Source organism: Psychrobacter sp. CX21, assembly GCF_057396255.1.
Window position 1 is genome coordinate 1 of sequence record NZ_JBXYJG010000032.1, and the last position, 12,816, is coordinate 12,816.

The 12,816-nt window shown below is 39.7% G+C and carries 10 protein-coding genes; 5 read left to right on the forward strand and 5 right to left on the reverse strand.

The window, feature by feature from the left end; all coding sequences use genetic code 11:
- Positions 1-31: 31 nt before the first annotated feature.
- Together AC2SLP_RS11615 and AC2SLP_RS11620 are read right to left on the reverse strand one after the other, a co-directional pair.
- Positions 32-1,246: an IS256 family transposase gene (locus tag AC2SLP_RS11615; protein ID WP_486535535.1), complete on the reverse strand. Its 1,215-nt coding sequence runs from the start codon at positions 1,244-1,246 to the stop codon at positions 32-34.
- 79 nt (positions 1,247-1,325) lie between these two features.
- A complete protein-coding gene (locus AC2SLP_RS11620; protein WP_486536806.1) occupies positions 1,326-2,330 on the reverse strand; it encodes an alpha/beta fold hydrolase in 1,005 nt (334 codons plus the stop codon).
- A gap of 242 nt (positions 2,331-2,572) precedes the next feature.
- Here AC2SLP_RS11620 and AC2SLP_RS11625 point away from each other — a divergent pair, with 242 nt between their 5' ends.
- A complete protein-coding gene (locus AC2SLP_RS11625; RefSeq protein WP_486536807.1) occupies positions 2,573-4,348 on the forward strand; it encodes a WG repeat-containing protein in 1,776 nt (591 codons plus the stop codon).
- Between the two features lie 284 nt (positions 4,349-4,632).
- Here AC2SLP_RS11625 and AC2SLP_RS11630 read toward each other — a convergent pair whose 3' ends face one another.
- Positions 4,633-5,613: a hypothetical protein gene (locus AC2SLP_RS11630; protein ID WP_486536808.1), complete on the reverse strand. Its 981-nt coding sequence runs from the start codon at positions 5,611-5,613 to the stop codon at positions 4,633-4,635.
- Positions 5,614-5,917: 304 nt separating this feature from the next.
- Here AC2SLP_RS11630 and cynS point away from each other — a divergent pair, with 304 nt between their 5' ends.
- Positions 5,918-6,361, forward strand: coding sequence for a cyanase (gene cynS, locus AC2SLP_RS11635; protein ID WP_486536809.1), 444 nt, complete (start codon positions 5,918-5,920; stop codon positions 6,359-6,361).
- 80 nt (positions 6,362-6,441) lie between these two features.
- On the opposite strand, the gene AC2SLP_RS11640 is transcribed toward cynS, so the two are convergent.
- Together AC2SLP_RS11640 and AC2SLP_RS11645 are read right to left on the reverse strand one after the other, a co-directional pair.
- Positions 6,442-8,340 carry a bifunctional protein-serine/threonine kinase/phosphatase gene (locus AC2SLP_RS11640; protein WP_486536810.1) on the reverse strand — a complete coding sequence of 633 codons (1,899 nt, stop codon included), beginning with the start codon at positions 8,338-8,340 and terminating at the stop codon, positions 6,442-6,444.
- A gap of 333 nt (positions 8,341-8,673) precedes the next feature.
- Entirely contained in the window at positions 8,674-9,495 is an 822-nt protein-coding gene (locus AC2SLP_RS11645) for a formate/nitrite transporter family protein (RefSeq protein ID WP_486536811.1), read from the reverse strand.
- Between the two features lie 563 nt (positions 9,496-10,058).
- Between AC2SLP_RS11645 and AC2SLP_RS11650 the strand changes: the two genes are divergently transcribed.
- From AC2SLP_RS11650 to AC2SLP_RS11660, 3 genes are all read left to right on the forward strand, one after another.
- Complete coding sequence (locus tag AC2SLP_RS11650) at positions 10,059-10,277, forward strand: virulence RhuM family protein (protein WP_486536812.1); 219 nt, start codon at positions 10,059-10,061, stop codon at positions 10,275-10,277.
- Positions 10,278-10,329: 52 nt separating this feature from the next.
- Positions 10,330-11,331, forward strand: coding sequence for a tetratricopeptide repeat protein (locus AC2SLP_RS11655; RefSeq protein WP_486536813.1), 1,002 nt, complete (start codon positions 10,330-10,332; stop codon positions 11,329-11,331).
- 466 nt (positions 11,332-11,797) lie between these two features.
- The gene (locus AC2SLP_RS11660; protein ID WP_486535649.1) at positions 11,798-12,790 is read left to right on the forward strand and encodes an IS110 family RNA-guided transposase; all 993 of its coding nucleotides are present in this window, start codon (positions 11,798-11,800) and stop codon (positions 12,788-12,790) included.
- The last annotated feature ends 26 nt before the right edge of the window (positions 12,791-12,816 follow it).

Genomic DNA, 12,816 nt, shown 5'->3' on the forward strand with positions numbered 1-12,816 from the left:
GAGCCCATCCTGAATTCTGTGTAACTGCAATTTAGATTAAATGCTTACTAACACGCTCATCGAACATAATCATAAATCGATTAAGAGCAGACGTCCAGTTACGGATGGGCATCGACCACTTTTTAGACGCCTGCTGAGTCGCTAGATAAACAACCTTTAACGCCGCTTGATCAGATGGGAATATCTTACGCTTATTCACAGCGGTACGAATCACGCTATTTAATGACTCGATAGCATTGGTCGTATAAATGGCTTTTCTAATGTCTTTCGGGTAATCAAAGAACACGGTTAAGCCCTCCCAATTATTGCGCCAAGAGGTAACCACATGCGGGTATTTATCGCCCCAGATCTCATTAAACTGCTCAAGGCTAGCCTCTGCCAGCTCAAGCGTATCAGCACCATAAACCGCCTTTAAACCAGCCGCTACTTTTTTTCTATCTTTCCATGGTACAAACTTCATAGAGTAACGTACCATATGCACAATACATAGCTGAACCTGTGTGTTTGGATATACCGTATTAATTGCCTCGCTAAAGCCTTTTAAACCATCCACACAGGCAATAAGAATATCTTGAACCCCACGGTTTTGTAGTTCAGTGAGAATACCTAGCCAGAACTTAGCGCCTTCATTCTCCGATAGCCACATACCCAGTAGCTCCTTTTTGCCCTCAAGATTGACGCCTAAGGCCAGATAGATGGCTTTATTAATGATTTGCTTGTCTTGACGTACTTTAACGACAATGCAGTCTAAATATACGATAGGATATAAGCTACTTAGTGGACGATTCTGCCATGCTGTGATGTCATCTATGATGTTGTCAGTAACCCTTGATACGAGACTGGTTGAGATATCAACGTCATAGATATCTTTGATACTCTCAACAATCTCAGTGGTTGTCTGGCCTTTGGCGTAAAACATGATGATTTTATCATCGAGCCCAGTGATACGAGTTTGATGCTTTGCAACCAATACAGGATCAAAGCTTCCTTCACGGTCTCTGGGTGTAGATACTTCAATCTCACCTGTGTCACTGCGCACTGTCTTTTTGGTGTGACCGTTGCGCTTGTTTGGGGTATCCGCCTTTTCATGCTTAGGATAGCCTAGATGCTCTTCCATCTCGGCTTCTAATGCAGTGTCAATAAATGACTGCATGAGCTCTTTTTGAAATGCTTTGATGTCTTCAAAGCTGCCAACGTGTTTGGCCATTTGTTCGGCTAGTTTTTTTAGTTCTGTTTGTTTTGTCATTGCTTATTCTCCTTTACTATGGATTATAAGCAGTTACACAAAGTTTGGGAAAGTCTCGAAAAATGTATTGAAATAAACTTTACTCTATCCATGTTCGAAAAGATTTATAATCCTCCGCAACTTTTTTGACTGCCTCTATAACAGGTACATGACCAATGTCTTGCATCATAATGACTTTGGCTTGTGGAATAATGGTCTTAATATGCTCTGCGGTTTCAGGCTTAATAATGGCATCCTTATCACCCCAAGTCACTAACGTCGGAATATTATGCTCAGCGATGACTTTTGCCCGCTTCTCAACGTTATCATTAGTGATTTGCTCAAGAATTATTGTCTCAAGTGCTCTGTTTGCCTGCCTCTGATCTGCCATTACCACTTTTATAAATCGCGGCATATAAGGCGTTTTATGCATGGTTAATTTAAGCAGTTTATCGATATCTTTATAGCTACTCACCAAGAGCGGATTGTTATCAAGCGTTGCATTTTCTAATGTTGTATTCTCTACAGTGCTTTGAGGTCTTACCGTCCAAAATCCTGCGCTATCTATCAACCACACACTACCCACCTCATCTGGATACATCGCCCCATACGCCACAGCGATAGCACCGCCCATCGAATTACCACCAATATGCAAATCTGAGGTTAATCCCTTCGCGTGCATCAACTCATGCAGTCGCTTAGCTTGTGCATCGGAATGATAGTCTGCATCCATTGGCTTATCCGAGTCCCCAAAGCCTAATAAATCAGGAATAATCACATGATACTCATCAAATTTTTTGGAGATTCGGATAAAGTTAAACATACTTCCGCCAAAGCCATGTATCAGTAGCAGCGGCTCACCTTTGGGCTTGCCTGCTTTACCTAAATCGGAGCGACTTTCGGCATAAACTAAGGTGTCTCCGGATGTGAGCTTAAACGACTTGAGCTCTAAATTTGCTTGATGACGCGCTAGATCCATTAGTTTATTGGTAGCGACTCTAGTGACAGCGTTAGATGAGGTAGAACGCAAAGCTGACAAGCCTAACGCTACGGGAATGGCAGCAAGTGCAAATTTTTTATTCAACAAACGGTTCAATATAGCCATTTAAGATCCTTAAATAGTATCTGCTAGAAATAATAGCGCGTTATAGTCAGTCTCCATACTATCATATAGCTTGAATTTGGACGCTTCGTTGATGAAAGCGCTTTAAAATTGACAAGATATGAGTCAAAAATCATCAAACCAATTATTTAGATAACTGATATAGTAAATGTTAAGATCCAAACAAAACATATTGTATATCACCCAAACCCTTCTTTTAAGAATACAGAGACAAAGTTGACAACATGATGCAAACTCTAAATAAACCCTTTGGCTTTATAAATAAAATGTATCAAAAAGCCCTTATTGTACTTACTATTATACTGCTGCCAGAGGCTCAAGCTTTTATGGGTTGTCATCTTAATAAAGGTCATGAGCTTCCTGAAAACGTATCATTGACATGGTTTTGTACTTTTACGCATGAATTGGCTTCAGCAGTGCATGTACCCACAAACAAATATGGAGCGGTTAACCGTCAAGGTATTCCCGTGATACCTTTCGAATATGATTCTCCTGTCAGTTTTAGCCATGGTAGGTCGCTCGTTCAAAAAGGTGATAAATGGTTAATTATTGACACCAATAACAATGAGATAGCTACATTCGACTTTCAAGATGCTCATAATTTTAGATCCATAGGATTGGGACTGTTCAAAGAAAATGGCAAGTGGGGCGTTATTAATACTAAAGGTGAAAAGATTGTAGAGCCAAAATTCGACAGCTTCGTCAATGGTTTTGGCTATCCGAGCCTGAATGAAGAAGTCGTTGCTATATTCGAATTAGATGGTAAACAAGGTGTAATCAATAGGACGGGCATCATCATTGTAGAACCTATATTTGATGATATTCAGCCTCATGAAAACGTGATGTTGGTTTATAAAAACGAAAAAATGGGTATTTATGGTTATGATGGACAAATGATTCAACCCGTCGAGTTTGAACCTGGTATAGGATTTTATTCAGACTCTATATGGCCAGACGAAAACGGAATGATTGTTGTAAGAGACGATAAAGTAGGTGCCGTAAATCGAAAAGGTAGTATGGTTGTTCCTGTAGAGTTTGATAAGGTTGATGTCATAAGCCATGATCGATTTAAAGTTTCTAAAAATAATAAATATGGAATATACACCAAGGGCGACCTAGAAGTTCCAATGATGTTCGATTCTATCGCTCAAATCTCTAATTTTATGACTAGAGTTGAATATAATGATAAATGGGGGTATTTAGATAATTCTAATTCACTCATAACTATCGACTATAATGAGGCCTATGACTTCCACGAAGGACTTGCCTCTGTGGGTAATTCAACTTCATCACAAAGCAGTAACGATAATCTATTATGGGGCTATATTAATACGTTAGGAGAAGAAGTAATCCCTTTAGAATATGAGGAAGTTAGACCATTTAAGGAAGGGTTAGCGCCTGTCAAACTTAAAGGTAAATGGGGTGTTATAGACTTTCAAAATTATAAGGTCGCGCCCTTTAAGTATGATGGTATAAGTCAATTTGAAAACGGATACGCAATCGTTTCAAAAAGAAAGGTAGATAAGCCTATTTGTCCAACCCAAACCAATCCTTCTTTATCTTTTGTAGAAGATGTTGAAGAAGAGACGATGCTTGAAGTCGATAGTTTGATAGACACGCAGATAGACTGTGAAACCCCTCTTTATATAAACTCTTATGATAATAGAGAGCAGTCAAATATGAAATATGGATTAATAAATACCCAAGGTAAGGTGGTGCTTCCAATCAGGTTTGACAACGTTACTCAAGTTTATGAAGGGATGATAGGTATAAAAAATGAAAATAAGTGGGGGTTTATGTCTCAAAATAATGATTTAGTGATGCCCTATCAATTTGATGAAGTATCCCCACCTTTTGAGAACGGTACCCTTTATACAAACATGTGCACTGATGATGAAGACAATACTATTTCTTGTATGGCGGATGAGGTGAATAACCATACAAGGCATATTGATAAATTTGGTAATGTTATAAGAGAAATTTGGAGTAGCAGCAGATGAATTAAAATAGTAGGTTGAGTACTACTATCGGGGCGAAACCACTTTTTCGAAGTAATGTTAGCGTGTTTACACCCTAGTACCAATAATGCAAGTCGTGGGTTAACACCCACGCTACCGGAAACATCTCAAAAGTTTTAGCTACAAACTCAGATTTAACCATTTCTTCGCCACTTTTATATCCCAGTCTTTACGCGATGCATAGATCTCGAAACAGTACTTAGGACGAATTCAACAATGCTTAAACGATCAGTACGCTTAAACAATCAGAGTATAGCGTGTAGGCATCATTCAAGTGTCTGTATCTTTCCACTATCATCGATTCTATACAGTTTTGGGGTATGTGGATCGTTATAGGTTAACTCAATTTGCTGATAATCATTGGAAATAGCGAAGCCAAATTCTGAAAGATAGTCCTCTGTACCAACTCTACCAATGATCATACTGTCAATGATATGACCGTTGAAAGTAACCAGCCCATATTCCTCTACATCTGTATAATTTCTAGCTAAGATATAAACCTCAATATCATTGATATTTGGTAGTCGAAGCACTGTTTCGGGCTCATAAACTAAATCAAAATCTTCACGTAAGTTAGCTGTTACATCTTCCATATCATGAATGGGATATCTAGCGGCGCAGTAATCCTCATAACATGTAGCAAAATCTCTAAGTGTGATGGGCAGATTAGTAATCTCTAGCTGAGAAGCTCTATTCAGATCATCACATTCTTTTCGCAGCTTAAATTGATAACTCGTTTTGCTACCGTTTTTATTTTCTAAATCTAGGCATTGTCTACTCGTTTGCTTTACTAAAGTGGCTTTTTTAAGAACAGAAACGCCTAAATCAGCTGGAAACTCCTTTAACTCCCATTTTATTTGATCGGGAGCAAGCGTGAGGATTGCTTTACCTTCTAAATTGCCAAAAGAGCTGGTGAAATTGATCAGATACTGATTATTACCTAGAGCCTCTCCTCCAAAATCACTTTCACAATCGATTTTTGCACCATATCTACTTATGTAACAGTATTCACCGCCGATTTTTATTTCAGATATATGGTTAATAGTAAGAGATAGGGTTGATATTAATTGATTGTCTTCGTCATACCTGTCCTTATTCCAATTCCCTAAGTATGACAAATATTTAGAGTTCCCGTTATCCATGGCAATGTGTTCGCTTTGTGCTGGATAATTCTTTGATTCATAACTGCAACTCACTTGAGTGAAGGCAATAGCAGATAGTATGAGTAAGTTTATGAGTAAAGACATATTTATATCCTAATGCCGTATAGAACAGTCGGTGCCATTATTATATATCGATTTTTAAAGCTTAACAGAAGGTTGGTTAGAGCGGTAGGACGAAAGCGCACTAATTTAAATCGTTTAATGATACAAAATATGCCCAAATATAAGCGGTGTATTACCTTAGTAGACATATGCTTTTTAATTAACTTATATAAGTGAGACAGATTTTAATTTTAGAGGTAAATTGGAATAGCATTTGCAGCACATTTAAAGCAACGGACTACTTTAATCAATAAGTTGCGCTTTAAACAGACCACTATTGGAGCAGATGATGACACGCGATGAGTTAACAGAAACGATTATCTTGGCTAAAAAAGACAAAGGGTTAAGTTGGCAAGAAATTGCCGATGCGGTAGGCATGGGCGTGGTGTGGGTAACCTCAGCATGTTTTGGCAATAATAGTATGCCAGAGGAGCCTGCTCAAAAACTGTGTGAGGTGCTGGACTTAACCGACGAGGCAAAAACAGTTTTGATGGAATATCCGACCAAAAGCTGGGGCAAGGATGTACCTCAAGACCCGCTTATTTATCGTTTATATGAAGCGGTAGCAATATATGGTCCCAGCATTAAAGAGGTGGTACAAGAGCAATTTGGCGATGGCATCATGAGTGCGATTGATTTCTCTATCGATGTTGATAAGGAAGAAGATCCAAAAGGCGATAGAGTCGTGATTGTGTTTAATGGTAAGTTCTTACCTTATAAAACGTGGTAAAGTTGAGTTAGTGTTGATACCTGATAGATGTTTATGATGTTTCAATAACAAAAAACGGGCACTACAACTATCACGTTAAACTAAAGATATTGATGAGTTATCAGTCCGATGACTATTAGCATCAATACACCGCAAAGTGCTTGCCAAAATCGTAATGGATCACGCTCAATAAAGGGCAAGCTTGCTTGAGGTCTGAAGTTCTGACTGGGATGATTTAACTCATAAATAAATTCAGACACTTCGCCATAACGTCGCTTGGGCTCAATAGCAAGGGCTTTATTGATTGCATAAGTTATCCACTGTGGCACGTCAACAGCATACTCACTTAAAGGGCGCACCGACAATTGTTGTTGCGCTTTTTTTGTGTAGGCACTGGTTAATGACATCCCATAAGGCAGATGACCGCTTAGCATCTGGTAAGTGATCACACCTAAACTGAAGATATCACTTCGCTCGCTACCCAGACTGCCAAGCATGTATTCGGGCGCACTATATTGTAAGCTACCAGGGATATCAAACGCAGAGTTTGCCATATTGGTGTCATTTGTTAACCCGATTAGTAACGCTTCACCAAAGTCGATAATTGTCACTGTACCATGTTCGTCAATAAGTATATTTTTTGGGCGTAAATCACGATGAATAATCTCGCTACGGTGCAATGCCTGTAGTCCGTTGGCTATTTGTTCGATAATGCCGCGAACTTGGTTAAGGCTGGGCTGCGGATGTTCGTGCATCCACTGGTCTAAGCTTTGTCCTTTAACATAGTTACTAAGGGTATAACATTTAGTTCGTGGTAGAGACACATGTGGTGCCCGCATTAAATGGTCGTTGTCCAAACGTCTTGCTATCCATTCCTCCATCAGCATGGCATCTATGTGAGCTTGATCGTTCTGCTTTTCGACCGAGGGCGTTTTTAGCACATAAATAGGTGAGTCGCCATTATTGTTTGAGTTGATTTCATTATCGTTATGAGTAGTTACCAAATAAGTATGACTACGTGGGGTTATACTCAAGGTTCTGATAACCCGCAGACCATCTATCACATCATCTTTACGTAAACCCTCTACAGCAGGTAGGTGACGGTTCTGAGTATAGAGCTCGCTTAATAACGCTTCAGGTAGGGTGTGGATATCCACTATTAACGCACTAACATCGTCGTTGGAACCAGCATCTACTGCGAGCCGACACAACTGTTGGGCACGGTTAGCCTGTAGATTATCTTCGAAGTTTATATCAGTAGAGCTTGTATTGATTGCACTGGTATTAACAGTATCAAACAAGGTGTCGTCGGTAATAAACTCATGCACACCATCGGTTAACAAGCAATAAGATGCTCCCTCTACCGCTTCATAACTGATGTAATCCAAACGTAAATGGTCATCGAGTCCTAAACCTGCACTTAAATAGACCTTATCGTCATCATATATTTGGCGATGCTCTTGAGTGAGCTGAGTTACTTCGTTATCTTGCACCACCACGGCGCGTACATCGCCGGTACTAAAAATATGTATAGTACGTGATTGTACAATCATGACAGTTAACGCGCACACATAGCCTTTGTCCTTATTAAAGCTGTGCCCGCCTTGACGGCTTTGGCTAACTAACCACGAATTTAATGCATAAAGTACTCGAACCCCAGCCGTTTTAACTGACCACGTTTCAGGAGTAGCAAGGTAATCGTTAATAAAGCCATTGACCGCAATTTGACTGGCTTCTTTGCCAAATACACTGCTACTAATACCATCGGCTAACGCAAATATAGCGCCGTAACTGCTAAATAAAGAAGGCTTAGCATGTGGTGGTATATAGGCAAGCAAAGCATCTTGATTCTCACTTTTATTAGTACCTGTCTGCGTATAGTGAGTTAAAGTAAGCGTTGGGGTTAAATTAGTATGGTTCGGTGTATTATTGAACGAATCTATACCGTTACTATCATGGTCATCATTAGCAATAATCTCGTCTAATTTTGATTCAGTCATAATTTATATCCACCTAGGGCGTTTCATCAATTCGTACAATTTCATTTAATTGGGCTAAAAATAGCTAAATCTTGACATACTTCGTCAAATAATTGGTAAATATCGCGATATTTAATGCTTTATTTTCCTTGTCTGACTGCGATTTATCTTATTTTTATCTCCATTTTTAAAATGATGATACGCCCTAGCACAATCAAACTATTCTTTCTAAAAAACCTCACCTAAATATTGATCAGGTGAGGTTCATTAACTCTATTTGCAATTACCAAAGCATCTAAAGTCTGCTTATAGTTGCTTTTACACAAACTATTCGGTTATTTAACGTACTGCATTTTAAGTCATAGGATTAATATTGCGTTCTGGGCGGGTACGAACGTGAGTAAGATATAGCGGTAAACCAACAAATACCAAACCGCCTACCAAGTTACCCAAAGCGGTAGGAATTTCGTTCCAGACTAAATAGTCCATAACCGTAAAGTCGCCACCCATAATCATAGAGAACGGGAATAAGAACATATTAACAATCGAGTGCTCAAAACCCATATAAAAGAACAGCATGATAGGCATATACATGGCAAGCATTTTACCCGTAGCAGAGGTAGAAATCATTGCACCCACTACGCCCATCGACACCATCCAGTTACAAAGCATGCCACGAATAAAGATAGAGAGCCAACCGCCCCAACCGTGCGACTGATACCCTAAAGTACGAGATTCACCAATCGTACCTACTTTAGCTGCAATTGCGCCGCCATCGGTTTGATAACCGTAGGTTAAAATAAACGAAGCTAAGAAGGCAACGGTGATCGCACCGCAAAAATTACCTATAAACACCAAGCCCCAGTTACGCCATAATTGACCCATCGTTGCCCCTGGTCGTTTATCGATAACTGCTAATGGTACTAAGGTAAATACGCCAGTCAACAGGTCAAACTTCATGAGATAAAGCATGATAAAGCCAACCGGGAAGAGTAGCGCGCCTAATAATGGATTGCCCGTATTGGTGGCGACGTTAATAGCAAAAAAGGCAGCCAATGCCAATACCGCACCTGCCATAAAGGCACGAACAAAGGTATCGCGGGTCGACATGGTCATCTTCGAGACGCCCGAATCGACCATTTTAGTTGCAAACTCACTCGGATCAATATATGACACTGTCTATCTCCTAAAAAAATAACAAATATTTATTAAAAACTGATATTAATAATAATGAAGCAATATTCGTGCCAAGTGATTAAACGGGCATACGTGTATCTGGTGATTGAGTTATTTAAGTTTTGATAAGACAAGAGAGTTGTCAGTATTAGCAGTATTAAGAAAGATTAAGCTTTGATAGGTTAAAGAGTTTGATAGGGAAATAATGCGATTTGAGAATTCATCGATTATCTTAGCTTAATGATAATACGATTTGCATGTAAAAAAGTCACTTGAATGCTAAGCTGTGTCAATTGAGCTTTAACATTCTACATAGCTAAAGATAAAAGGGTTAACACAATTATCAGCAAACATCCCATATATAAACAAGCAAAATATAAGGATAGGAGATGACCAAGCCTTAAACACAAAACAACACCGCAAACATAGAAATCTATCAAAATGAAGATGGACAGGCTGACATTCGAGTACAGTTTGAGGATGATATAGTCGGCGAACTTATAAAGAGTCACGGTGTTAACCTCGCTAAGCCTACTGAAGTAGTACTCGTACTCGGTTGCCTTGTGACTACTTTAAAGTTCTTTGACTATAGCGTATGGCTAAATCGTCAGCAATTGGATGACCTGTTTGACCGTGATATCAAAACAATTGGTAAGCAAATTAATAATGTGTTTAAAGATGGCGAATTAGATGAAAAAGCAACTGTCGCAAAATTTGCGACAGCTGCTTCCCGATTGAATGTGTGCCAAACCTATCTTAAGAGCTACTCTGAAACACCCTAACGTCGTCTTATTTTTGCTATGATGACTTTCATAATCCTATTAGAGAGTGACGATGCCCTTTAAAAACGCCTTAAATATCCGCCCAAATCAAACCTTAAATCAGAAAAAGAAGCAAAAGGCCGCTTTTAGTTCGCCATCTTATTTAACAATAGCTACGGTCATTTTCGCTTTGTTTACAACGCCGCACCAAGCTAATGCTCAAGTCAATGCCCATACCGACTGTTATTGCGCTATAACCGATAATATAACGGCTGAACAGTTCTATAAACAAGGCATGTTTATTTTAAGTAGTCAAAACGGTAACGTAGATAATAAAGAAGCACTAAGGTGGATACAACAAGCTGCAGACATGGGTTATCCACTTGCCCAGCAATACGTGGCTACCCATCAAATCTTCCATTCAGGCACAACCGCCCATGTCGATACGGGTGTAGAGATGTACACAAAGCTTGCCAATGAAGGCGATGCTGGCATGCAATTTGCGCTTGGTATGATGTACGAATCGGGCAGTGGGGTCGAGCAAGATTACGCCAAAGCGCTAAACTGGCTGAACAAAGCTGCCGATCAAGGCGATGCAGGTGCGCAACATTTTCTTGGTGTAATGTATGAAGAAGGGAAGGGCGTTCCTCAGGACTATAGTAAGGCAAGGGAGTGGTACTACAAAGCGGCTATGCAAAACGAAGGCATCTCTTTATACAACCTTGGTTTGATGTATTTAAAGGGTAAAGGGGTCGCCCAAAATTATGACCATGCCATTGACTGGTTTGAAAAATCAGACACGATAGGTTTTGTCGGTGCTCAATATAAATTAGGTGAGTTATTTGATCAAGGGTTGGGCGTGCCGCAAAACTATGAGACGGCTATTCGCTATTATCAAAAAGCTGCCGATGATGAGTATCTTGAAGCGATGTATAGACTCGGTGAGATGTACGAGCAGGGTATTGGTCTACAGCAAGATTATAAGCTAGCTAAAGCGATGTATCAAAAAACGTGTGATATTCAATATGAAGCAGGATGCGCCAAGGTTCAAGCGTTGGTTAATAAGAGGTATTAGCGCTCTATTTATCAGTTGGTTATGTAGCAATTCCTGCTATCCGCTTCTATCTTGGTTGACACGGCAGCAGTCGCTAAAGTAAGTGCCATTCCTGCGTTACGATACTGTCACTTACTAAGCGCCTGCATCGCCGTGCTACACCAAGTATATCCGCTACTATCAGGGCTAAACCGCACCTAAGGCAAAGTTCTATAACTGTTTAGCTGTCTGGTTTGTTCTTATAAATGGGTAAATAAATGGTGCGCGAGGCGCACCCTTGTATCTTGACTGACCCCTTAACGCAATCAACGAGAGTTGATAAACTAAAGCGGTTAATCACGAGCATTGAGAGCATGAGCGCACCCTTAGTGCCTAGACACTGTAGCGTAGATAATGCCCAATGCTCATTTTTATCATCTTAATACTCTGAATGGTATCCAAGTGCCTCAATACGAGTGACACTGCATGAACAAGGGAAGATGACAAGATGACTCATTATATTGGTATCGATGTTAGTAAAGCAAAGCTTGATGTTGCATGGCTTAAAGATGCAGACAAGCTAAAGGTTAAAACCAAAGTATTTAAAAACAACAAAGACGACTTTGATAATCTTATCAACTGGCTAAAAACAAACGTCAGCGATAATTTAAGTGATATACACGTAACCCTTGAAGCAACAGGTGTCTATCATGAGAATGTGGCTTATTTTCTACATGATAAAGGTATTGCTCTAAGTATCGTAAATCCAGCCTATGTCAGAAGCTATGCAAACTCTCTTGGTAGTCGCAATAAAACTGACAAAAAGGATAGCGTCTTACTGGCTCGTTATGCTAATAGTGCTAAGCCAGAACAGTGGACACCGCCACCAGTAGAAGCAAGACAATTAAAGTCATTATTGACTCGTTTAGATGCACTACAGCAAGACTTGCAACGTGAGCTTAACCGTCAAGAAAAAGCATATGCTACTGATACTGCGCCTATTGTGAAGCAATCCATTGGCACTATGATTGATGCTTTAGAAGTTGCTATTGCAAAGCTTAACGATGATATTGATGATCATATCGATAAACATCCTAAGTTAAAGCATGACCAAGAGCTACTACAAACTATCAAAGGTGTAGGCCCTGCCACATCAAGACAGATGCTATCGCTGATGCACAATAAGCAGTTTACTAAAGCGTCACAGGTTGCAGCCTTTATTGGTCTTGTTCCTAGACATATTGAGTCAGGACAGTTTAAAGGCAAATCACGTTTAGCTAAGAATGGTTCAAGTGCTATTAGAGCTAAACTGTATATGGCTGCAGTGGTATCCACTAAATGGAATCCTGATATTAAGGCACAGTACGAGAGGCTGTTAGCCAATGGTAAGTGCAAGATGCAGGCGATTTGCGCTGCTATGCGTAAGCTTGTGCATATCTGCTATGGTGTATTGAAACATCAATCTCCTTATCAGGCAAAAGTTGAATTTATTTCTGCTTGATATTTATTTTTTAAGATGGTATCTAC